Raw genomic sequence first — 21,981 nt, 5'->3', positions numbered from 1 at the left:
TCACATTGGACCACTGGGAAGCGCAGGATTTTCAGCAGCGGGAAGCTGCCTCAGGCCACCACCGTGGTGATGCCGGCGTTCTTGCTGGCTTCCGCCAGGTTTTCGGGCAGCGGCTTGTCGACCACAAGGTCGGTGAGATCGCTCAGAGGCATGACGATCTCCAGCAGCCGCACGTTGAACTTGGCATGGTCGATCATGAAGATGCGCCGTTCGGCCCGCTTGAACATGGCGCGCTTAATCCAGCAGGCGTTGGAGTCCACGTCGGTCACGCCGCCCTGGGTGATGCCGCCGGCCGAGGTAAAGGCGACGTTGGCGTGGAAACGCCCCAGGAAGTCGCAGGTGTCCTGGCCGTAGACCCCCTTCTCGTGGGCCGAATAGGCCCCCGGACAGAGGATCACCCGCACGTTGGCGGAGGCACCCAGCTCCTCGGCGATCTCCAGGCCGTTGGTGATCACCGTGGCCTCGATGCCCTCGGCGGCGATGCGCTGGGCCAGGTGGTGGGTGGTGGCGCCGGAATCGATCATCACCACGTCGCCCGGGGCGATGGCCTGAATGGCCACGGCGGCGATGCGCTGGCGCTCGGCGACCATGGCGGTGTTGCGCTCGCGCACGCTGGGTTCGCGCCCCATGGGCGCCGCAGCGCCGCCGTAGGTGCGCTCCACCAGCCCGCGCGAGGAGAGGTTGTCGATGTCGCGGCGCACGGTCTCGGTCGAAACCCCGAAGGCCTCGGCAAGATGGGAAATGCGCACCGTGGGGTTGGACTGCAGCTCGCCGATGATGCGGCGGTGGCGCTCGTCGCGGTCCAGGCGGTCGCCGTTCTTCGCGCTCGCCTTTTCGGTGGTGCCCTTCGCCGCGCCGGCCTTACCCGAAGCGCTCTTGAGCGCCATGGTCATGCCGCGGCGTCCAGGATGTCCCCCAACTGCGAGGCCAGGGCGCCCTTGCGCGGCGAGAAGGAGCCGTCGAAGGCGGCTGAGCCGATGGTGAAGGCATTGGCACCGGCGTCGGCCAGGGCGCGGATGCGGTCCGGCGAGTCGACGCTGCCGGCCACCACCAGGGTGCCGCGGGTGGCGCGCCGGGCGGCTTTCACCAGGTCCAGGGGGTCGGCCTCCGTCGCCCGGTAGGCCAGAAGGTCCACCCCGGCGCAGCCCAGGGACTCGAACTTGCGGCAGTCGGCCTCGATGTCGGTGGCGCTGCCGCCCAGCGCCGTCGGATGGCCCACCGGACGGCCGGGGAACGGCAGATAGCCGATGCCGCTGCCCTCCAGCACCGCCAGGATACCCTCCGCATCGGTCCCGCCCATGACGATGTCGACCCCGATACGCCGCGCCGCGCGCGCGGAGTCCAGGCAGGCCTCCGGCGTGGTCGAGACGACCTCCAGGTAGCTGGTGGCGCCGGCATCCTGGATGCGCCGATTCAAGGCGACCAGGGTCTCAAAGTCCGTTCCGACATCCTTAAAGCCCATGTGCTTCACACCGGCCGACGCGACGACATCGAACACCGCCAGACAGTCCTCAACGGTCTGATCCGCGCGGGTGAACATGAAGATGAAATCAATCGCCGGTCGCGAATTGGGTCGCGTCATCTAGGGCTGTCCCTCTTCCCAGTCTTTGCGCTTCTTCCGGCCAACGCCTCCCCTCGGTTATGCCCCAAGTTCGTGGCGAGTACAACAAATCATGTTGGAATTACCAAATTCCGCGTGGTACTTTCATCAAATGATCTGAGTGGGGATCCCTTCGTCGGGCGATCTTCCGAAAGCTGCGTTGGGCCCGTCGGGCCCTGGCACAACAAGAAAACGGGGAGCGTGATCATGCAGTTCGACCGTCGCAGTCTGTTGAGGTATTCCGCGGCCGCCGGGGCCCTCGGGCTGGCCGGCCCCTTGGCCTCGCCGGCCTTTGCCGCCCGCGAGAAGGAGCTGAACATCCTTTGCTGGGAGGGTTACAACTCCGACGAGGTGCTCGACCCCTTCCGCCGCAGGACCTCGGGCGACATCTCCGCCGAGAGCGGCACCTCCGACCCGGACATGATCAACAAGCTGCGCGCCGGCGAGGTGAACGTCTGGGACGTGATCAACGTGAACCAGCCCTGGGCGCGGGACGAGATGTGGCCGGAGGGGCTCATCAATCCGCTGCCGAAGGAGCGCTTCGAGCCCTTCTTCGCCGAGATGATGGCGCCCTTCAACGAGAACTATAAATGGTGCTACTCGGAGGACGGCGCGAACCTGCTGGGCATTATCCAGCGCTTCGGGCCCTTCAACTTCGTGGTCAACACCGACAAGGTGAGCCGGGCCACCGCCGAGGACGAGGGCTTCAACCTCTTCAACGAGGCTTCCAACGCCGGCAGGTTCGGCATCCTCACCTACGACAACTGGAACATCTACCACATGTGCATCGGCGCCGGGCTCGACCCCTTCGTGCCGCACAGCGAGGCCGAGATCGCCGCCTTCGAAAAGGTCGCCCGGGCCTGGTTCAAGGGCGCCAAGCTGAAGACCGACGACCTGGTGGCCATGAACCTGGCGCTGATCAACGGCGAAATCGATCTCTATCTCACCGGCGGCACCTACACCGCCAGCCCGGCCCGCCTCGACGGCGAAACGAATATCCGCGGCATCACCCCGAAGAAGGGGCCGCTGGCCGGCGGCAAGGGCGGCATCACCTGGGTGGAGGTCACCTCGGTGGTCAACAACCCGCAGGTCTCGCCGCTCGCCTACGACTTCCTGGAGTACGTGCACGAGCCGGACGCCTGCCACGCTGTGGCCTTCGCCGAGGGCACCTACAATCCGGTCACCCAGATGGGCAATCCCAAGGTCTTCGAGAAGTTCTCCTCCGAGGAACTGGACGCCATTCAGTGGGACAGCCTGGAAGAGGAGCTGTCGAATACCGTCGACTATCAGATCAATCCGGACTACGACGTCATGGATAAGATCTATAATGAGGCCAAGCGCGAGGCTTGATCCGCAATGGCTGAAGGCGGCCCCCTTGTGCGCGAGAGCTCCCTGGGGGCCGCCGCAACGCTGCACGGCCTCGCGCCGTCATCCGGCCAACAAGAGGACGCAAGTGTGGCCGACGCCATTCTGAGGCTGTCGCAACTGTCGAAGCGCTTCGGGCAGTTCGCGGCGGTCAAGGAGATCGATCTCGCCATCCATGAGGGCGAGTTTTTTACCATTGTCGGGCCTTCCGGCTCCGGCAAGACCACCCTCGTGCGCATGCTGGCCGGGCTGGAGGATCCCAGCGGCGGCGAGATCCTGCTGCGCGGCCAGCGCATCAACGAGACACCGGCCAACCGCCGGCCGACCTGCATGGTCTTCCAGTCCCTCGCTCTCTTCCCGCACCGCTCGGTCGGGCAGAACATCGAGTTCCCCCTGAAGATGCGCGGCGTACCGCCGGCCGAGCGGAGGGAGCGCGCCCACGCGCTGATGCGTCAACTCCGCTTGCCGGAGGACTACTACGGCAAGCAGGTCAGCCAGTGCTCCGGCGGCGAACGCCAGCGCATCGCTCTCGCCCGGGCGCTCGCCTTCGACCCGGAGATCCTGTTCTTCGACGAACCCCTTTCGGCCATCGACTTCCGCCTGCGTAAGACGCTCGAAAAGGAACTGAAGGACATCCACCGGGAGACCGGCAAGACCTTCGTCTACATCACCCACAGCCTGGAAGAGGCCATGGTGATGTCGGACCGCATCGGCATCATGCGCGCCGGCGAACTGGTGCAGGTGGGCGCGCCGGACGAGATCTACTCGCGGCCCGCCAACCGCTTCGTCTCCGAGTTCATGGGCGAGGTGAACGTGCTGGAGGTGAAGCCCAACGGGGCCGGGCTCCACTGCGCGGCGCTCGACGCGACCTTCCAGGGCCCGGAGGTCATGGAGGACGTTGCCGGCGGCTATCTGGTCATCCGCCCGGAGTACCTGCGTTTCCTCGGCCCCGGCGAGACGGCGGAAAACCAGGTCGAAGGGGTGCTCTATAACGAGTACGCCCTGGGCAGCCGCATCCAGTATCAGGTGCGCGTCGGCGAACAGGTCTTCCTGGTGGAGAAGCTCCGCGAGCAGCGCTACGAGGGCCGCCTCGACGATCGGGTGACCATCGGCTGGGACGCACGCGACAGCGTGCTGGCGCCGGAATGACGCCTCAGCATCTATCTCCCTCTCCCCTTGCGGGAGAGGGTTGCGCAGCGTTAGCGGGACCGCAGGTCGCGCTTACGCGAAGCTGGGTGAGGGGGAAGCCGAGGGCGCAGAGCCCCCTCACCCTCCCGCTGCGCGGGCCCCTCCCTCTCCCGCGAGGGGAGAGGGATTCGAGAGTCGCCGGTCACCGCCCTTCGCCATCGATCTTTTTCCTCTCCCCTGGTGGGAGAGGGATGCGCAGGCTTAGCGAGCGCAGCGAGTTTAGCCGGAGCTGGGTGAGGGGTAAGCCGAGAGCGCAGAGCCGCCTCCTCACCCTCCCGCTTCGCGGGCCCCTCCCTCTCCCGCGAGGGGAGAGGGTCTGATCATGGCGACCATCAGCCAGAGCCTGTCGAAGGCCGATGCGCAGACAGCGCGCGGGCGGCTGCGCCTCAGTCCAGGCCTGCTGACCGCCCTGCCGGTGCTGATCTTTCTGGCGCTGGCCTTCGCCGCGCCGCTGCTGGCGGTGCTCGGCTACTCCTTCATGCCGGAAGGCACCTTCGACTTCACCTTCCCGCCGACCCTGGAGAACTACTTCGCCATCTTCTCCGGCAGTTACTATATCTCCTTCGCCAAGTCCCTGGGCCTGGCGCTGGCGACGGTGGCGCTCCTGATGCTGATCTGCTGGCCCATCGCCTATGGCATGGCCAAGCTTTTCGGGCGCTGGGCCAACCTGATGACCCTGGCGGTCGTGATCCCGCTGTTCGTCTCCGAGAACATCCGCCTCTTCGGCTGGGTGCTGTTCCTCATCAAGGGCGGCGTTTTCCTGGGCGGCCTCAAGGCCTGGCTGGGCATCGATGCCGAGAGCATGCTCTACGACGTGCCGGCCATCATCCTGGGGCTGGTCTACGTCTATCTGCCCTTCACGCTGTTTCCCATGGTGCTCGGCATCTCCATGGTCTCCCGCGAAGTGACCGAGGCGGCCTTCGACATGGGCGCCTCGCGCTGGCAGGTCTTCCGGGAGATCGAGTTGCCGCTGGCCATGCCTGGCATCCTGATCGGCGGCCTGCTGACCTTCATCCTCTCCCTGGGCTCGCTGGCGGAGTCCAAGATCCTCGGCGGACAGGCGGTGATCATGATCGCCGACGAGATCGAAACCGCCTTCACCTTCGGGCAGAACTGGCCCCTGGGCTCGGCGCTCTCCGTCATCCTGATCCTTTTCTCCGGCACCCTGGTGCTGACCCTGCTGAACTGGGTCGACCTGGACCGCATTCTGGGGCGCGGCGGCAATGACTGAGGCCCGCAAGAAGCGCATCACCCATGGCCTGATCGCGGTCTGGTCCGGCGCCTTGATCGTCTTTCTCTACCTGCCGATCCTTTGCGTCGCCCTGGCCTCCTTTTCCAAGCAGCGCTACTTCCGCTTTCCCGTCCCGGCCTTCGACAGCAAGTGGTACGAAAAGGCCTTCACCTCGCTCACGGTGCGCGATCTGGTTTCCACCTCGCTCACCATCGCGCTGCTGGTGGCTCTGATTTCCGTGGTGCTGGCTTTCTTCGGCGCCCTCGCCTTCGCGCGCTTCCAGTGGCGCGGCCGGCGCCTCTATCAGCGCCTCGTGCTGCTGCCCATCTTCTTTCCCCAGGCCGTGCTGGGCCTGGCCCTCTTGATCTGGTTTTCGTCGGTGGGGATCATTCCCGACTGGCGGACGGCGGTGATCGCACATCTGGTATGGATCGTGCCGATCGTGACTCTTGTCATCTCTATCCAGGCTTATTCGTTCGACCCCGCCTTGGAGGAGGCCGCCTTCGATCTCGGCGCAACCCGCTGGCAGACCTTGAAGGAGGTCACTCTGCCGGTGCTCTGGCCGGGGGTCGTCTCCGGCGGGTTGTTCGCCTTTCTGCTGTCCTGGGGGAACTTCCCCCTCTCCCTCTTCACCACCGGCGCCGACCAGACCGTGCCCGAATGGCTCTACGCCAAGATGGTGTCCGGCTACACGCCGCTGGTGCCGACCCTGGGTGCCCTCACCACCACCGGCGCGGCCCTGATCCTGATCCTGGGCTACGGCACCTGGATCGTGATGCGGCGCCGGCAGGAGAGGTAGAGCCCTAAGAGCGAGGTCTTGAGAGGAAGGTTATGAGCGCGACTGTAGAGCTGCACCGGAACCTGCGAGGCGAACGGGTGCCCCTGGAGAAGATCCCGGTCATCGACTTCGGGCCCTTTCTCACGGGCAATCTCGCCACCCGGCAAAGCGTCGCGCGGGAAATCGGCGAGGCCTGCTGCAACATCGGCTTCTTCTATCTTTCCAACCATGGCGTCGAACCGGCACTGCTGGAGCGCACCTTCGCGGAGGCCAAGCGTTTCTTCGACCAGCCGCTGGAGGCCAAGCTGGCCATCGACATCGAGAAATCGCCCTGCCACCGCGGCTACTTCAAGCTGGGCGGCGAGAACCTCGATCCGGACAAGCAGATCGCCGAGGGCGACCTGAAGGAAGGCATCAAGATCGGCCGCGACCTGGCCGAGGACCATCCGCTGGTCCGCGCCGGCCTGCCCCTGCACGGCCCCAACCTCTGGCCCGTCGACCTGCCCGGCTGGCAGGGCGCCATGCAGTCCTACTTCGATGCCGTCACCGGCCTCGGCCGTCAGATCATGCACGCCTTCGCCCTGGCGCTGGAGCTGGACGAGTGCCACTTCGACCGCGACCTGACCGACCCCATGACCACCCTGGGGCCCCTGCACTATCCGCCGCAGCAGGGCTCCATCACCGAAGACCAGATCGGCGCCGGCGCCCATACCGACTTCGGCTGCCTGACCATCCTGGCCCAGGATGCCAACGGCGGTCTGCAGGTGAAGAACGCCGCCGGGGTGTGGATCGACGCGCCGCCCCTGCCCGGCACCTTCGTCATCAACATCGGCGATATGATGGCGCGCTGGACCAACAACCTCTTCGCCTCCACCCAACACCGGGTGATCAACGTCTCCGGCGCCGAGCGCTACTCCATTCCCTTCTTCTTCGATCCCAATTTCAGCGCCAGGGTGGAAGCGCTGCCGGGCTGCGTCGGACCGGAACGCCCGGCCCGCTTTCCGCCGACCACCAGCGGTCAGCACCTGCTGGACATGATCAACGCGACCTTCGACTATCACCGGGACAAGACCGGGAACAGCTAGCGATGGCCGGGACCACCAGCACAGCGGACTTCACGCTGCAGGCGGAAAACGCGGCTCTGCTGGTCGTCGACCTGCAGCGCGGCTTCTGCGAGCGGGCGCTGGCCGAGAAACTGGGCCAGCCGGAAACCGCGCACTACTGGGATCGGCTCGACGGGATCGTGCTGCCCAATGCCGAGCGCCTGATCGCGGCGGCCCGGCGCGCGAAGATCGAGGTGCTCTACACCGTGATCGAGGCGCTGACCCTGGACGGACGCGACCGCAGCCTCGACCACAAGCGCTGCAACATCCTCATTCCAAAAGGCTCGGAGGGCGGCCAGGTGATGCCGGCGCTTGCCCCGGCCGACGACGAAATCCTGCTGCCCAAGTCCGCCTCGGGCATCTTCAACGCCACCAACATCGAATACGTCCTGCGCAACCTGGGGGTCGAGCGGCTGGCCATCTTCGGCGTTCTGACCAACCAGTGCGTGGAGTCCGCCGTGCGCGATGCCGCCGACCGCGGCTTTCTGGTCACCATGGTGGCCGATGCCTGCGCGACCAAGTCGCCCGAGGAAGAGACCGCCAGCCTCGCGGTGATGAAGGGCTACGCCCGTATCGCCGAAACCGCCGAGTTGTTGGACGAGATGGGCGCGCGCGGCGCCTCGGCCGCATGAGACGCCCCCTCGTCGGCATCACCGCCGACTTTCGCACCTACGACAACGCCCGCTACCACGTTCTCGGCGACAAGTATGCCCGCGCGGTCTGGGAGGTCTCGGGCTGCACGCCGCTGATCGTTCCCGCCATGGCCGAAAGCCAGGACCTGGACGACATGTTGGGCGTGCTCGACGGCCTGCTGTTCACCGGCAGCCCCTCCAACGTGCATCCCAGCCGCTACGGGCAGGACGCCCACGAGAAGGCCGAGCCCTACGACGAGGCGCGTGACGCCATGACCTTTGCCCTGATCGACGCGGCGCTGGGCCGTGGGCTGCCGAGTCTTTTCGTCTGCCGCGGCTTTCAGGAACTGAACGCCGCCCTGGGGGGCACCCTCCATGCCTGCGTGCATGAGGTGGAGGGCCGCATGGATCACCGCATGCCCAAGCACGACGACCCGGACGTGCGCTACGGCCTGCGCCACGGCATGACTTTCACGCCGGATGGACAGTTTGCCAAGATCGCCGGCGCCACCGAGATCGAGGTCAACTCTCTTCACGCCCAGGGCATCGACCGCCCGGCGGCGGGCCTGGAGATCGAGGGGCTGGCCCCCGACGGCACGCCGGAAGCCGTCTCGGTGACCGGCGCCAAGGCCTTCGCCCTCGGCGTCCAATGGCACCCCGAATACAAGCCCCTGGAAAACGACTTCTCCACCCGCCTGTTCCGCGCATTTTCCGAGGCGGTCTACGGGTAGATCCAGGCCCCATTCGCCAACCCGATAAGCTGTGCGCTGCAAATGCCTTGAAACCGTAACGAGAATTTGCGAACTCTAGAGAACCCAAAACTCTAGGGATGTGGAATGGCTCGCTTGCGGCAGATTGGAGTTTTCAAGGCGCTATGCCTGCTGGTTCTGCTACAGGCCTGCGCGGTTCCCAGACCCAACCTCGATGCCCCCACGCAAACCGACACGACGCGCACCCTTCGTACTTCCTTCGACTACCTCTATGAAACCCACAGGAAAGACGGAGTTCGCCTCGAAGACATTGTTCTCCCAGCCATCGAAAGCCTCCGCGAGTTGGAGCCGGACATGCGTGTTTCTGTCGATGGCCGCTTCGCGGAAGTCGTGCTCCGCGACGAGGTCATCTACAGGTTTGACCAACCGGCTTGGTATGCAGCAGACGGCTGGGCCGCCGTGACAAGGAATTCGGTATGGGCATTGAAAGGGGCCTCTCCGAACGTGGCCAGTGCCTCCTGGATCGAGATCACCGACCTTGTGCTGGCAGCCGCCGCGGCGAGTCTCGATCGCGAAATCGGCTATGTATCGCGCCAGGACTTGAAGGCGGTCGGCCTCGCAGGCGGTGATCCATTGCGGGAATACCTGGACTATTCGTGGAAACAGGATTACTGGGCAATTCCCGGCTTTCGTATGCAGCCGGCAAACGATTTGACAGAGATCGCGCAGGTCAGGCGCCAATCGGATGCTGAGCAGGCGGGACTCAAGCCCGGCGATCAAGTCCTGGCAATTGACGGCAAGCCAGCCGGCAACTACGAGGGCATTCCGCTGGCGATGCAACTCGTGGGGCCGACGGGCAGTGAACTTAACGTCACGGTCCGCAGTGCCGGTTCCACGCAATCGCGCACCATTACACTGCAACGGACGCATCAGAACCTGGATATGCCCGTGATGCAGCAAAGGGATGGCGTGCTCTACATCCAAGTCAGCGCGATTAGCAAGAAGACGTTGGAAACCCTGAAGGCGCACATCAAGGACGAAACCGCCGAACTGCCGGAGTTGGGCCAGGAGGATATGTCAGGCATCATCCTCGACCTCCGCGGGACCGCTATTGCGAATCCCTTTGCGACCGCTTTGCTTCACGATGTCTTCTACAATGACAGCACGCGTTACTATGATCAGGAGGAGCAAAAGACCTCCCCGCGCGAACGCTTTGCTGCACGCAAAGCGCTGGAGAACTCCGAAATCCCTCTGGTCGTCCTCGCGAATGGCAACACCTCCAATGGCGCCGAGCCCTTGGTAGCGGAGTTTGCCGATTCCGGACGTGGAATCGTGATCGGAAGCGTGACAAGGGGAACTGGGTACTACGAATGGCCTCTCTCACTCGGGAACGGCGCGTTGTTCGTCCACCGAGGAAATGAGATCAAGACCTCAAGCGACTACACGATGGACAAGCGGGGAGCCCTGCCGATGATCTGTAGCGCCGCTCTGGACAGCGGCGAAGCTGCCATCACACAGCTTAAGATGGGGGAGGGTCATATCGATCACGCGACCCGGACGCGGAAGATCGACGATAGTGACAGCGCTGCATTGCAGGCCCATCGCGATCAATGCCCACCGGAAATCGGCCAGGACGATAAAGACATAAGACTTGCCGAGGCTATCCTCGAAGACCCGGCGCTCTACGCAGCGATTCTCGAAGCAGATCTTAGGTAGGGCCCGGGCCGCCACCGATTCTACGTAAGTGGAAGACGCCCGAGCAGTTTATGCCGCCTGGTCGCTGCGCAGACGGGCCACTTCCTCGCCGACGATCTCCACGATCAGGCGGCAGTCGTCAAGGTCGAAGGTGAGCGGCACGCGCATGTCGCAAGTCTTGTCCAGCACCGCGAGAGTTTGCGGCAGGTCCGGCTGCTCGCCGAGATAGCGCCAGCTGTCGTAGCGACTGGTGAAGCCCTTGGGCTCGGCGTCGCCGAACCACTTCAGTTCCACGCCGCGCGCCGCGCAGTTCTCCAGGAACTGCGGGATGGCTTCGCGGCGCAGGCCCTCGGCAAAGAACTGGATGGAACTGCCGACATAGTGTTCCCGAGGATCGCGCGCCGGCACCCGCAGGCCGGGCACGGCGCGGAACCCCTCCGCGAGGAGGTCGTAGCGGGCATTCCAACGCTCCACCGCCTCGTCCAGCGCAGCCAGTTGCGGGCGCAGGATGGCGGCGCGCAGGTTGTCCATGCGCCCGCTGCAGTTGGGCACGTCCAGGCGCACGCGGTGGAAGACCTCCTCGTCCGGGATAGCGCCATTGCGGCCGTAAAGCATGTAGGACCCGGAGAGCACCACCGCCCGCGCGGCGAGCTCCGGGTCATCGGTGGTGATGAAACCGCCTTCGCCGGAGTTGATGTGCTTATACGTCTGTGTCGAGAAGCAGGCGACCTTGCCGAAGTTGCCGGAGCGGGTGCCTCGCCAGCGGCCCCCCATGGTGTGGGCGCAGTCTTCGATTACTGTGACGCCGAATTTGTCGCAGACCGCCATCAGACGGTCCATGTCGGCGATGTGGCCGCGCATGTGGGACAGCAGCAGGATACGGGCGCCGCTGGCCTCCGCCTTGCGGCCCAGGTCGCCCAGGTCGATGTGATAGTGATCGTCGATCTCCACCAGCACCGCCCGGCCGCCGATGCTGTGGATCGCGCCGGGCACCGGCGCCAGGGTGTAGGCGTTGGCCAGCACCTTGTCGCCGGGCTTCACGCCCGCCGCCCGCAGCGCCACCTGCATGCCATAGCCGCCCGAGGCACAGGCCAGGCAATAGCGGATCCCCTGAAAAGCGGCGTATTCCTCTTCCAGGGCCGCAACCTCGGAGATCTCGCCGGGATCGATATTGTAGCGGTGCAGCCGGCCGGAGCGCATCACCGCCACCGCGCGCTCGACCGCCGTCTCGGAGATGGGCTCCTGCTGGGTGAAGGACTTCGTGAAGCGCTTCATCTCCCTGTCCTCAGTCGTAGCGCTGCTGATCGTAAACTTCGAAGCTCCAGTTCTCGCCAGGGAAGTACTTGCGCAGGCGCCAATCGCAGGCCCGCGCATGGCCCTCCATGCCCTCGGTCCGGGAAATCCGCGAGCCGGCGGCGGAGAACACCTTGTTGGCCTGCTCGTCGATCTCCTGATAGGTCAGCACCTTGAGGAACTTCTGCACGTTCAGGCCGCCGGAATAGCGCGCCGCACGGCCGGTGGGCAGAATGTGGTTGGTGCCCGAGCACTTGTCGCCATGGGTCACCGTCGCCCCCTCGCCCAGGAAGAGCGAGCCGTAGTTGCGCAGGTTGTCCCGCCACCAGGGCAGGTCGGCGGCGATGACCTGCAGATGCTCCGGCGCGTAACGGTCGGAGATGCGGCAGGTTTCCGCGCGGTCCTCGCAGAGCACGATCTCGCCGTGATCGCGCCAGGCGGTCAGCACCACCTCGGCGTTGGGCATGTCCTCGCCGACCCGCGGCATGATGCGGTTCACCGTTTCCGCCAACTCCCGCGAGGTGGTCATGAACCACACCGGCGAGGTCAGGCCGTGCTCGGCCTGGGACACCAGGTCCACGGCGATGGTCATGGGGTCGGCGCTCTCGTCGGCGATGATGGCCGACTCGGTCGGTCCCGCGATGACGTCGATGCCGCAGCGCCCGAACAGCAGGCGTTTGGCCTCGGCCACATAGGCGTTGCCCGGCCCCACCAGGATGTCCGCCGGTTCGCACCCGAAAAGGCCGTAGGCCATGGTGGCCACGGCGTGGACACCGCCCATCTCGAGGATGATGTCCGCCCCGGCGAGATCCATGGCGTAGATGACGGCGGGGTTGATGGACTCGCCGCGCGGCGGCGAACAGGCGGCGATCTGCGGCACGCCCGCGACCTTGGCCGTGGATACCGACATGATGGCCGAAGCGGCATGGGCGTAGCGTCCGCCGGGCACATAGCAGCCCGCCGCGTCCATCGGCAGCACCTTCTGGCCGAGGCGCACGCCGGGCGCGGTTTCCAGGCAAAACTCCAGCAGGCTGGCCTTCTGGGCCTCGGCGAACCCGCGAACCTGTTTATGGGCGAACGCGATATCCGCCTTCACCTGATCGGACACGCCCGCGATGATCCCCCGCTTCTTCTCCTCGGAAAGCACGAAGTCCGCCTCCCAGCCATCGAACTTGCGCGCGTAGTCGCGCACCGCCGCTTCGCCGCGGGCTTCGATGTCGGCCAGGATTTCGGCGACAGCCGCCTGGACCCGGCGGTCCTCCTCCTCCGGGTTCGCTTCAGCCTTTTTGATGTACTCCATCGACGTCTTTTCTCCTGCCCCTATGGGGATTGCCTAACCGCGCACGCGTTCGTTGTCCGGGTCAAACAGCGGTTCGCGGGCAATCTTGGCCCGATGCCGTTCACCGATGATCGAGACCTCCAGCTCTCCGCCGACGTCCGCCAGATCGGCGTCGACGAAGCCCAGGGCGATGTTCTGCCCACAGCGATGACCGTAGCCGCCCGACGTTACCGTACCCACCAGCCGCTCACCCAGAAAGATCGGGTCCCCGCCGTGGGCGGCGGCGAAGTCGCAGTCCACCACCAGCGGCACAAAGCGCTGGCGCGGCGGACCGCCGGCGCCGTTGAGCAGCGCCGCCCGGCCTTCGAAGCCGGCCTTGTCCATCTTCACAAAGCGATCCAGCGAGGACTCGAAGGGCGTGAACTCGGTGAGCAGATCCGCCTTCCAATGGCGGTAGCACTTCTCGAGCCGCATGGACTCGGTGGCGTAGAGACCGAAGGGACGCAACCCAAAATCCTCCCCCGCCTGCTCCAGGCAGCGGTGGGCGAGGTAGAGCTGTTCGTTGGGGATGTGCAGTTCCCAGGCCAGCTCGCCGGAGAAGCTGACGCGCATGGCGACCGCCTCGGCATGGCCGATACGCACCGCCCTGACCCCCATCCAGGGAAAGGCCGCGTTGCTCCAGTCGCTGCGCGGCGCCACCTGGGCCAGGAGATCGCGGGCGCGCGGACCGGCCACCACCAGGATGGTGTGACTGGCGGTCAGGCTGCGCAGAGAGACCCCGCTCTCCGGCAGGCGCTCGCTCAGCCAGTCCCAGTCGTGCCAGTCGGCCGCGGCGGCCGAGCCGAACCAGAAGCGGTCCTCCCCGAGCCGCGCCAGGGTCGCCTCCCCGGCCACGTGCCCCTTGTGATTGAGGAAATAGCAGAGGGAGACGCGGCCAGGCGCCGAAGGGATGCGGCTGCAGGTCAGCCCGTCCAGCCAGTCCGCCGCGCCCGGCCCGGACACCTCGATCCGGTTGAAGCCGGAGACCTCCATCAGCCCGACCCGCTCGTGCACCGCTTTCACCTCTTCGGCCACCACCTCGTGCCAGGCGGCAAAGCGGAAGCTGGGCACGTGCTCGAAGTCCGGCTGCGGCTTGAAGTAGAGCGCCCGTTCCCAGCCGGCGACGCTGCCGAACTCGGCCCCCTTGGCGGCCAGCACCGGATAGAGCGGCGTGGTCTTGGCGGGGCGCCCGGCCGGCCGCTCCTCATGGGGCATGTGAAAGCGGAACTCGTTCTGGTAGTCCTCGATGGCTTTCAGCGCCGTGTACTCGGTATCGGCGTGGCGCAAGAAGCGGCGCGGGTCCAGGGGCCAGGTATCCCACTCCGCCTCGCCGTGCACGATCATCTCCGCCAGCAGCTTGCCGTGGCCGCCGCCCTCGCCGATGCCCGCGCGCAGGCCGAGGCAGGCATAGGCGTTCCGCAGCCCCGGGATCTTGCCGATCAGCGGCAGGCCGTCGGCGGTGTAGGTGATGGGCCCGTTGACGATAGAGGTGATGCCGGTCTCGGTCAGCGCCGGCAGCCGCTCGAAGACCCGCTCCATATTGTCGAGCAACCGGTCCAGGTCGTTGGGGCAGAGCTCCATGGTGAAGCTGGGATCGATGCCGTCCATACCCCAGGTGCGGCAATCCTGCTCATAAATGCCGACCAAGAGACCGTGCTTCTCCTGGCGGCTATAGAAGTCGTCGCCGGGGTCGCGGATGATCGGCACACGGCGGTTCATGCCCTCCAGGGTCTCGATGGGCTCGGTCAGGAAGTACTGGTGCTCCATGGACATCACGGGGTGCTCGACGCCCAACATGGCGCCGACCTCGTTCACCCGATAGCCGGTGGCGTTGACCACGATCTCGCAGGTGATGTCGCCGTTTTTGGTGTGCACAACCCACTCGCCGTTCGGCTGGCGGTCGATGGCCTCCACCGGGTTGAAGCGATAGATCTCCGCACCGGCCTTGCGGGCACCGCGGGCCAGCGCCTGGGTCAACTGGCTGGGATCGATATCACCGTCGACCGGGTCCCAGAGGCCACCCATCAGACCGTGGGTCGCCATCAGGGGATGGCGCAGGCCGCATTCCTCCGGCGCCAGCAGCTCGAAGTCGACGCCCATGCCCTTGGCCAGGCCGATGAAGTGGTTGTAGCCGTCGATGTGGTCCTGGCTGTGGGCCAGGCGGATGCCGCCGGTGATGTGATAGTTGATGGGATGCTCGGGATCGGCGGCCAGTTCGGCGTAGAGCTTGCAGCTATAGCGCTTCAGACCGACCGTCACCTGGATGGCCCCGAACTGGGTCACCTGGGCCGCCGCATGCCAGGTTGAGCCCGACGTCAGTTCGTCCCGCTCGACGAGGACGACGTCGCTCCAGCCTTCCTTGGTGAGATGATAGAGAGTGCTGCAGCCGCCGATGCCGCCGCCGATCACCACAACACGCGCATGGCTCTTCACGGTGTTTTCACTGCCTCCCTGTGATGCATCCCCAACGTCAGAAGCGGTTCCTAGATGCTTGTCATGACGCTAGCTCTGCGCCTTTGTCGGCTTCAAGACGCGGCGCCCCTTCCGGCCGCCTAAAGGCCGAAATACGTCCTCCAGGCGCCAGGGATGAGGCCATTAAATCACTGTCAAATATGACAAATCCGCAAGATACTCGAATTCGGAAGGCGCCCCTCGATTTTGCTTAACTGTCGCTGGCGGACCTGCGGACGCGGCGCAATCTGGCGCAATCTGAGGACTGGCAGATCGGCTGTCTTTGGGAGCAAAAAAAAGCATGACCCCCGACGAGGCACCCAGTTCACGGCGCGGGCGCGGCGGGCGCGCCTCACGCGTGGCGGCGCGCAGGGCGGCGGAGCCGGAGGTCCGGCCCGCGCCGCCCGGCCAACTCGGCGGGGCCTACCGGCCTCTGGACCAGGCTGGCGTGGAGGCCGTCTACCAGACCGCCCTGCGCATCCTCGAAGAGATCGGTATGGCCGAGGTGCCGCAGGTGGTCTGGGACAAGGCGCTGGAACAGGGCGCCTTTCGCAACAACCTCGGCCGCCTCTCCTTCCCGCGGTCGATGGTGGAAACCATCATCGACGGCGCCGCCAAGAGCTTCGTCTTCCACGGCCGCGATCCCAAACACGATATCGAGGTCGGCGGTCGCAAGGTCTATTTCGGGACCGGCGGGGCGGCGGTTCAGACGCTGGACATGGACAGCGGGTACTACCGCCCCTCGACCCTGGCCGACCTCTATGACTTTACCCGCCTGATCGACAGGCTGCCCAACGTCAGCTGGTTCACCCGCTGCTGCGTCGCCACCGACGTCCCCGACGTCTACGAGCTGGATGTGAACACCGCCTATGCTCTCGTCGCCGGAACCACCAAGCCGGTGGGGACCTCCTTCACCCTCGGCGAAAACGTCGATCCCATCGTCGAACTCTTCGATCTGGTGCTCGGCGGCGAAGGCCGCTTCGCCAAGCGCCCCTTCTGCAAGGCGCATATCTCTCCGGTCATCTCGCCGCTGCGCTACGGCGAGGATGCGGTGGACGTTACCCTCGCCTGCATCCGCAACCGCCTGCCCATCAATGCGATCATCGCCGCCCAGTCCGGGGCCACCGCGCCGGCGGCCCCGGCGGGCATGTTGGCGCAGACGACCGCGGAAACCCTGGCCGGGCTGATCCTGGTCAACCTCTTCGCGCCGGGCTATCCGGTGATCTTCTCCAACTGGCCGCTGGTGATCGACCTTCGCAGTGGTGCCTTCTGCGGCGGCGGCGGCGAGATCTCGATGATGAACGCCGCGGCGGCCCAGATCGGCAACTGGCTGGGCCTGCCTAGCGGCGTTGCCGCCTCCATGGCCGATGCCAAGGCGGTGGACGCCCAGATGGGCATGGAAAAGGCGATGGCCGCGGTGGCCGCGGGGCTCGCCGGCGGCAACATGATCTACGAGTCCTCCGGCATGATGGCGAGCCTGCTCGGCGCCTCCTTCGAGGCCTTCGTGGCCGACGACGAAATGCTCGGCCACATCAACCGGCTGATTCGGGGCATCGAGGTGACGGAGGAGACGCTGGGCTTCGAGGCGATCCTGGAGGCGGTCACCGGCGAGGGCCATTTCCTGGGCGCCGCCCACACCATGGCCGCCATGCAGCGGGACTACTTCTATCCGCAACTCGCCGACCGCAACGATCCGCGAAGCTGGCAGGAGAGCGGGGCCGCCGATCTCTGGGCATCGGCCAAGACCAAGGCCCGGGAGATCCTGGACAGCCACTTCCCCGATTATCTGGATTCCGAAACCGACCGCCGGATCCGCGAACGCTATCCGATCCTCATTTCGCGGGAACGGCTGCAGGGGCGCGGATAGCGCCAGGGACCTCGCGCCCGTGGACGACGATCTGGTCGGCCGCCCAGGGGGCGATCTCCACGGCGGCAGGCCGCAAGCGCTGGAGGATCAGGTCGCGGCAGAGCTCGGCCAGCTTTTCCGGAAGCCGCCCCAGTTCGTCGCGCCGGGCGATGAGTTGGATCGAGCGGTTGAAACCGACGAAGGGCAGCGGCCGCACCTCCAGGTCGGCGCGGAAGCGCTCGCTGTCCAGAAGGCCAAGCGGCGTGGTGATGGCCCAGCCGCCGTCGTTGCGCACCATGGCCAGAACCGAACGCGTCGCTTCGAAGGCATAGCGCTGCGGCAAGACGATGCGCAGGCGCCTGAGATGACGCGCGATGGTGCGGCCGATGGGCAGGCTGTCGGGATAGCTCACGAAGGGCAGCGCCATCAACTGCTCGGAAATGTCGCGCCTGTCGTCGATGACCCCGCGCGCCGAGACCAGAACGAAGGGCTCGCGCAGCAGCGGAAAGAGATCGAAGGCGGAGATGTCCTGCGGCGGTTCGCCCGAGACCACGACGTCGGCCTCCCGCCGCAGCAGGGCATCGGTCATGTCGTCGGAGCGCCCGGAACTGGCGGTGAAGCAACAGCGCGGATAGAGCTTGTGAAGATGGGCCACAAGCTCCGGCGTGATGGTCGCGTCCAGGTCGTCGATGATGGCCAGCCGCAGGGCCGGCAGCGAGGAGAGATTGAGCTCCATCAGCTCGCTGCGGGCCTCGCCCACCGCCTCCAGGATGCGGTGGGCATGGCTGCACAGCAGCGCGCCCGCCGGCGTCAGGGCGATGGGCCGCGCGGCGCGGTCGAACAGCCGCGCGCCGACCGAGCGCTCGAGATTGGAGATCTGCTGGGACACCGCCGAGGCGCTGGCCCCAAGCTGCTCGGCCGCCACCGCCATGGACCCGGCTTCCTGCACCGCCACGAAGACCCTGAGAGCCCTCAGCGATAGGTCGGCTGGATCCTGGCTCTGGTTTTCGGTCGCGCGCAAGCTTTCTTGATCCATTCTCTGAGCAAAGCACCGGGTCCGGGCTCTGACAAGGGCAAATGGACCCCCTCGCCGGCCCGGATTCCCGGGGCCGGCGATTTATCGGGGCCGCGCCCCGCCTGCTCCCGGCCTTACTTCTGGCGGAAGCCGCCCTGCACGATGCGGTCGATCACCATGGCACAGAGCAGAATGGCGATACCGCCCAGCAGACCCGGTCCCTTGGCGGCATACTGGAGCGCTTCCAGAATCACCTTGCCCAGGCCGCCACCGCCGATCAGCGAGATGATCACCACCATGGAGAGGCACATCAGGATCGTCTGGTTCACCCCGGTCATGATGGATGGCAGCGCCAAGGGCACCTCGACATCCTTCAGGAGCTGCCAGCGGGTCGCGCCGAAGGCCGTCGCCGCCTCCTTGATGTTGTCCGGCACACCGCGCATGCCGAGCGCCGTCAGGCGGATCACCGGCGGCATGCCGAAGATGATGGTCGCCAGAATGCCCGGCGGATTGCCGGTGCCGAAGAAGGCGATGATGGGAATCAGATAGACGAAGGCCGGCAGCGTCTGCATCAGGTCGAGGACCGGCTCGGCAAAGCTGTAGGCCCGTTTCGACTTGCCGAACCAGATGCCGCAGGGAATGCCGATGACCACGCAGATGATCACCGCCGCACCGACCAGCGCGACGGTCTCCATGCTGATCTCCCAGTAGCCGAGAAAGGCCACATAGGCGAGCGAGGCGGCGGTGAAGATCGCCACCCGCGGCCCGGCCGCGCGCCAGGCGACGACACAGATCACCGCCATGACCACGGGCCAGGGCGTACCGATCAGGGCGATGGTCAGGGCATCGAGGACGGAACGAACGCCGGCGACGATGGAATCGAAGGCGCCGGCGCCGCCGGTCGCAGCCGCATCGATGCGCGCCTCCAACCATGAGGCCGTCGCGACGTAGTGATCCTTCTCCGCCGGGAAGCTGTCCAGGATCTCCGGCGACTCGCCGACCGTGAACTTGTAGACCGTCAGCGGCGCGATGGTGAGCACCAGCGCGATGCCCAGGAGCAGGTTGCGCGACTTGACGCCGGCCTCCGTCTTATCGGGTTCGATCCGCCAGGCCGAATACTGCTTCTCGTAGACGACATTGGACCAGACACCCTGGGCCAGCTTGAAGATCAGCAGCAGGCCAAGACCGAAGAGCAGGATGGTCAGGGCCTCCGCCTGGGCCGCATCGGCGGCCGCCTGGCTGTTGTCCGCGGCCTTTTGCAGGTTGGCCGCCAGGGTTTCGAAACGTGCCGGGTCCTCGCCGGCCTGACGGGCCTGCTCGGCGCGATCCAGAAAGCCGGCCGCGCGCTCGCGCTGCCGTTCGGCCCGCTCGAAGGCGTCGGCGCCGAGATCGCCCCAGGCCCCTCTGCCGATCTGCACCCAGGCGATCATCTCCAGCAGCAAGAAGCCCCAGAAGAACCCCCAGACGCCGCGCATCGCCGCCCAGATCGGCCCAAGCAGGGCCGCCGCCAGATTGAAGGTCTGCGGCATCAATCCGGAGGATTCGTGGATCTTGTGAAAGGCCGCCGCGTAGTAGTCGGCATTCTTGCCGGCGAACTCCGCGATCGAGGCATCCAAGGCTTCGCGATCGACCTCGATATCGGACGCGGCTGTTACCGTTACGTCGGTCATTCCTTGCCTCCCTGAATTCCGCGCAAGAGGCGCGCCTTGGTCACCACGCCGATCTCACGGCCTTCTGCTGTGATGACCACCGGGATGTCGGTGCCGACCGAAAGGTCGATGAGCTGATCGAGATCGGCCCCCTCGTCGGCCCTGGGGGCGCCCTCCAGCGCACCGTTGAAGCCTTCGATCGGCTCCATGATGGTATGCGCCTTGACCAGCTTCAGCTTGGAGATGCCCTGGACGAAGTCGCGGACATAGTCGTCCGCGGGATTGGTCACGATCTCTTCGGCGGTTCCGATCTGAACGATGACGCCGTCCTTCATGATGGCGATGCGGTGGCCGATGCGGATGGCCTCGTCCAAATCGTGGGTGATGAAGAGGGTCGTCTTCTGGAGTTGGGCCACCAGCGCCTTGAACTGATCCTGAAGCTGCATGCGGATCAGCGGGTCGAGGGCCGAGAAGGGCTCGTCCATCAGCAGGATAGCGGGGTCCGATGCCAGCGCGCGGGCGATGCCGACACGCTGCTGCATGCCGCCGGAGAGCTCCCGCGGCAGGCGGTCCTCGTAGCCCACAAGGTCGACGAGGGCCAGCGCATGGTCGGAGATCGCCCAGCGTTTGGACTTGGTGACCTTGCGGATCTCCAGCGGGTAGGCAACGTTGTCGCGCACCGAACGGTGCGGCATCAGCGCCATGTGCTGGAACACCATTCCGATGGTCTGGGCCCGCACCTGGCGCAGTTCGCTCTGCGACATGGCGCTGACGTCATTGCCCAGCAGCTCGATGGTACCCGCCGTCGGCTCGATGAGGCGGTTGACGTGGCGGACAAGGGTGGACTTGCCCGATCCGGAAAGCCCCATGATGCAGAAGATCTCACCACGGGGAACTTCGAAGCTGGCATCCTGAACGCCGACCACACAGCCGAAGCGCTCCAGCACCTCGGGCTTGGTCAGGCCTTCGGCCTTGATGGCAGCCATGGCTTCATCGGCTCGGGGGCCGAATACCTTCCACACCCCGGATAGTTTTACGGCGGGGTCGCTCATAGCATCACCTGTTTTGTAAAGGAGATGCGGCCGCCAAGAAACTTGGCGGCCGCTACCGGATCGATTACTGGCTCAGCCAGCCAAGAACCCGATCTTCGTTCTCCTTCACCCAGGTCTGTGCGTAGGCGAGGGCCTCTTGCTTCTCGATCACGAGCGCAAAGGTCATGGCACTGACCTCTTCGGTGGTCAGCTGCATATTGGCCATGATCGTCGCCACTTCCGGATGATCGTTCTCCAGGGACTTGGCGTAGTGGAGGTGCAGGTAGGCCGTATCCCAGGCCACCGCCGCCGAAGACTTCTCCAGCCAGGCCGGATCGTCGGTCGGCTGCAGCACGTTCCACTTGGACGCGTCGTAGGCCGGCTCTTCGAGGGCATGCAGTTCATGCAGCGCGAAGACATAATGCGGCGTGTAGCAGAAGCCAACCCAGGGCTTCTTCGCCTTGATGGCGTTGTCGAGGTTGGCGTAGGCCAGGGTCTCGTCCATCTCGGTCTGCACCATGGTCTCGGCATAGCCGTAAGACTTGGCCCGGACCTTTTCCACGTTGGTGGAGGCCCAGCCCGGCGCGCCGATCCAGACTTCGCCCTTGCCGTCGCCATCGGAGTCGAAGAGCGCGGCCTTGGCCGGGTCGGTCAGGTCGGTGATGGACTTCACGCCGTGCTCGTCGGCCACGAACTTCGGCACGCACATGCCCTGGAAGGCGGCGACGCCGTTCGGGTTCTTGACCACCGTGCCCTTGTCCTTGACGTAGGTGTCGTGGAGGTTCTGCTGGTTCGGCAGCCAGACCTCCGGATGGGCGTGCATCGAGCCCTTGTCCATCGCCTCGAAGACGATGGGGTTGGTGCCGTTCTGCAGTTCGACCGAAAGGCCGAGGTTTTCTTCGATGGCGACTTTCAGGATATGCGCCGTCGCATTGACCGACGGCCAGTTGGGCACGCCGATGACCACATCGGCGGCCTGCGCCGCGCCGGCGAAGGCCCCCATCGACACGACGCACGCGCCGAGAATCCCGGTTGATTTCCTCATCGTGAAACGCTCCTTGTTCGCTTTGCCCTGT

At 65.7% G+C, this 21,981-nt stretch carries 18 protein-coding genes; 9 read left to right on the top strand and 9 right to left on the bottom strand.

The genetic code is table 11. The features are described from left to right. Positions 1-50: 50 nt before the first annotated feature. On the bottom strand, positions 51-893 hold the full coding sequence (locus Q0996_RS11345) for a DeoR/GlpR family DNA-binding transcription regulator (RefSeq protein ID WP_299619219.1): 843 nt from the start codon (positions 891-893) through the stop codon (positions 51-53). Continuing rightward, a complete protein-coding gene (locus Q0996_RS11340; RefSeq protein WP_299619216.1) occupies positions 890-1,582 on the bottom strand; it encodes a 4-hydroxythreonine-4-phosphate dehydrogenase in 693 nt (230 codons plus the stop codon). The genes Q0996_RS11345 and Q0996_RS11340 overlap by 4 nt, the downstream gene beginning before the upstream one ends. Before the next feature lie 225 nt (positions 1,583-1,807). Here Q0996_RS11340 and Q0996_RS11335 point away from each other — a divergent pair, with 225 nt between their 5' ends. The 8 genes from Q0996_RS11335 to Q0996_RS11300 all read left to right on the top strand — a co-directional run bounded on the left by Q0996_RS11335 (position 1,808) and on the right by Q0996_RS11300 (position 10,323). Next, on the top strand, positions 1,808-2,950 hold the full coding sequence (locus Q0996_RS11335; RefSeq protein WP_299619213.1) for a PotD/PotF family extracellular solute-binding protein: 1,143 nt from the start codon (positions 1,808-1,810) through the stop codon (positions 2,948-2,950). 6 nt (positions 2,951-2,956) lie between these two features. After that, positions 2,957-4,114: an ABC transporter ATP-binding protein gene (locus tag Q0996_RS11330; protein ID WP_299619210.1), complete on the top strand. Its 1,158-nt coding sequence runs from the start codon at positions 2,957-2,959 to the stop codon at positions 4,112-4,114. 361 nt (positions 4,115-4,475) lie between these two features. Beyond that, positions 4,476-5,384, top strand: a complete 909-nt coding sequence (locus Q0996_RS11325) for an ABC transporter permease (RefSeq protein ID WP_299619207.1) — start codon at positions 4,476-4,478, stop codon at positions 5,382-5,384. Beyond that, positions 5,377-6,183 (top strand): ABC transporter permease, encoded by an 807-nt coding sequence (locus Q0996_RS11320; RefSeq protein WP_299619204.1) that lies wholly within the window; start codon positions 5,377-5,379, stop codon positions 6,181-6,183. The genes Q0996_RS11325 and Q0996_RS11320 overlap by 8 nt, the downstream gene beginning before the upstream one ends. Positions 6,184-6,215: 32 nt before the next feature. Further along, the gene (locus Q0996_RS11315) at positions 6,216-7,247 is read left to right on the top strand and encodes an isopenicillin N synthase family oxygenase (RefSeq protein ID WP_299619201.1); all 1,032 of its coding nucleotides are present in this window, start codon (positions 6,216-6,218) and stop codon (positions 7,245-7,247) included. 2 nt (positions 7,248-7,249) lie between these two features. Beyond that, complete coding sequence (locus tag Q0996_RS11310) at positions 7,250-7,897, top strand: isochorismatase family cysteine hydrolase (RefSeq protein WP_299619198.1); 648 nt, start codon at positions 7,250-7,252, stop codon at positions 7,895-7,897. Beyond that, a complete protein-coding gene (locus tag Q0996_RS11305) occupies positions 7,894-8,628 on the top strand; it encodes a gamma-glutamyl-gamma-aminobutyrate hydrolase family protein (RefSeq protein ID WP_299619195.1) in 735 nt (244 codons plus the stop codon). The genes Q0996_RS11310 and Q0996_RS11305 overlap by 4 nt, the downstream gene beginning before the upstream one ends. A 105-nt stretch (positions 8,629-8,733) precedes the next feature. Continuing rightward, complete coding sequence (locus Q0996_RS11300; protein ID WP_299619192.1) at positions 8,734-10,323, top strand: S41 family peptidase; 1,590 nt, start codon at positions 8,734-8,736, stop codon at positions 10,321-10,323. Between the two features lie 48 nt (positions 10,324-10,371). Here Q0996_RS11300 and Q0996_RS11295 read toward each other — a convergent pair whose 3' ends face one another. From Q0996_RS11295 to Q0996_RS11285, 3 genes are read right to left on the bottom strand one after another with little or no spacing between them, the layout of a single operon-like run. Next, entirely contained in the window at positions 10,372-11,577 is a 1,206-nt protein-coding gene (locus Q0996_RS11295) for a DegT/DnrJ/EryC1/StrS aminotransferase family protein (RefSeq protein WP_299619189.1), read from the bottom strand. A gap of 10 nt (positions 11,578-11,587) precedes the next feature. Beyond that, positions 11,588-12,895, bottom strand: coding sequence for a histidinol dehydrogenase (gene hisD / locus Q0996_RS11290; protein ID WP_299619186.1), 1,308 nt, complete (start codon positions 12,893-12,895; stop codon positions 11,588-11,590). A gap of 33 nt (positions 12,896-12,928) precedes the next feature. Further along, positions 12,929-15,346 (bottom strand): FAD-dependent oxidoreductase, encoded by a 2,418-nt coding sequence (locus tag Q0996_RS11285; protein ID WP_299619183.1) that lies wholly within the window; start codon positions 15,344-15,346, stop codon positions 12,929-12,931. Between the two features lie 319 nt (positions 15,347-15,665). Here Q0996_RS11285 and Q0996_RS11280 point away from each other — a divergent pair, with 319 nt between their 5' ends. Beyond that, positions 15,666-17,231: a trimethylamine methyltransferase family protein gene (locus tag Q0996_RS11280; RefSeq protein ID WP_299619180.1), complete on the top strand. Its 1,566-nt coding sequence runs from the start codon at positions 15,666-15,668 to the stop codon at positions 17,229-17,231. On the opposite strand, the gene Q0996_RS11275 is transcribed toward Q0996_RS11280, so the two are convergent. The 4 genes from Q0996_RS11275 to Q0996_RS11260 all read right to left on the bottom strand — a co-directional run bounded on the left by Q0996_RS11275 (position 17,197) and on the right by Q0996_RS11260 (position 21,950). Further along, the gene (locus Q0996_RS11275) at positions 17,197-18,231 is read right to left on the bottom strand and encodes a LysR family transcriptional regulator (RefSeq protein WP_299619176.1); all 1,035 of its coding nucleotides are present in this window, start codon (positions 18,229-18,231) and stop codon (positions 17,197-17,199) included. The two genes, Q0996_RS11280 and Q0996_RS11275, sit on opposite strands and share 35 nt — an antisense overlap. A gap of 128 nt (positions 18,232-18,359) precedes the next feature. Further along, positions 18,360-19,895: a proline/glycine betaine ABC transporter permease gene (locus tag Q0996_RS11270; protein WP_299619173.1), complete on the bottom strand. Its 1,536-nt coding sequence runs from the start codon at positions 19,893-19,895 to the stop codon at positions 18,360-18,362. Continuing rightward, positions 19,892-20,860 (bottom strand): betaine/proline/choline family ABC transporter ATP-binding protein, encoded by a 969-nt coding sequence (locus Q0996_RS11265; protein WP_322096690.1) that lies wholly within the window; start codon positions 20,858-20,860, stop codon positions 19,892-19,894. The genes Q0996_RS11270 and Q0996_RS11265 overlap by 4 nt, the downstream gene beginning before the upstream one ends. A 130-nt stretch (positions 20,861-20,990) precedes the next feature. Beyond that, a complete protein-coding gene (locus Q0996_RS11260) occupies positions 20,991-21,950 on the bottom strand; it encodes a glycine betaine ABC transporter substrate-binding protein (RefSeq protein ID WP_299619167.1) in 960 nt (319 codons plus the stop codon). Between the last annotated feature and the right edge of the window lie 31 nt (positions 21,951-21,981).

Source organism: Pelagibius sp., assembly GCF_028289705.1.
Lineage (GTDB): Bacteria > Pseudomonadota > Alphaproteobacteria > Kiloniellales > Kiloniellaceae > Pelagibius.
The sequence above is the reverse complement of the archived record's forward strand: the minus strand, read 5'-3'. Positions and strand labels throughout refer to the sequence as shown.

Bases quoted from the DNA above. Each gene is read 5' to 3' on its own strand.
- Q0996_RS11320 (WP_299619204.1), top strand. From the start codon at position 5,377: ATGACTGAGGCCCGCAAGAAGCGCATCACCCATGGCCTGATCGCGGTC.
- Q0996_RS11340 (WP_299619216.1), bottom strand. From the start codon at position 1,582: ATGACGCGACCCAATTCGCGACCGGCGATTGATTTCATCTTCATGTTC.
- Q0996_RS11260 (WP_299619167.1), bottom strand. From the start codon at position 21,950: ATGAGGAAATCAACCGGGATTCTCGGCGCGTGCGTCGTGTCGATGGGG.
- Q0996_RS11295 (WP_299619189.1), bottom strand. From the start codon at position 11,577: ATGAAGCGCTTCACGAAGTCCTTCACCCAGCAGGAGCCCATCTCCGAG.
- Q0996_RS11280 (WP_299619180.1), top strand. From the start codon at position 15,666: ATGACCCCCGACGAGGCACCCAGTTCACGGCGCGGGCGCGGCGGGCGC.
- Q0996_RS11270 (WP_299619173.1), bottom strand. From the start codon at position 19,895: ATGACCGACGTAACGGTAACAGCCGCGTCCGATATCGAGGTCGATCGC.
- Q0996_RS11315 (WP_299619201.1), top strand. From the start codon at position 6,216: ATGAGCGCGACTGTAGAGCTGCACCGGAACCTGCGAGGCGAACGGGTG.
- Q0996_RS11335 (WP_299619213.1), top strand. From the start codon at position 1,808: ATGCAGTTCGACCGTCGCAGTCTGTTGAGGTATTCCGCGGCCGCCGGG.
- Q0996_RS11300 (WP_299619192.1), top strand. From the start codon at position 8,734: ATGGCTCGCTTGCGGCAGATTGGAGTTTTCAAGGCGCTATGCCTGCTG.
- hisD (WP_299619186.1), bottom strand. From the start codon at position 12,895: ATGGAGTACATCAAAAAGGCTGAAGCGAACCCGGAGGAGGAGGACCGC.
- Q0996_RS11330 (WP_299619210.1), top strand. From the start codon at position 2,957: ATGGCTGAAGGCGGCCCCCTTGTGCGCGAGAGCTCCCTGGGGGCCGCC.
- Q0996_RS11325 (WP_299619207.1), top strand. From the start codon at position 4,476: ATGGCGACCATCAGCCAGAGCCTGTCGAAGGCCGATGCGCAGACAGCG.
- Q0996_RS11265 (WP_322096690.1), bottom strand. From the start codon at position 20,860: ATGGCTGCCATCAAGGCCGAAGGCCTGACCAAGCCCGAGGTGCTGGAG.
- Q0996_RS11305 (WP_299619195.1), top strand. From the start codon at position 7,894: ATGAGACGCCCCCTCGTCGGCATCACCGCCGACTTTCGCACCTACGAC.
- Q0996_RS11310 (WP_299619198.1), top strand. From the start codon at position 7,250: ATGGCCGGGACCACCAGCACAGCGGACTTCACGCTGCAGGCGGAAAAC.
- Q0996_RS11345 (WP_299619219.1), bottom strand. From the start codon at position 893: ATGACCATGGCGCTCAAGAGCGCTTCGGGTAAGGCCGGCGCGGCGAAG.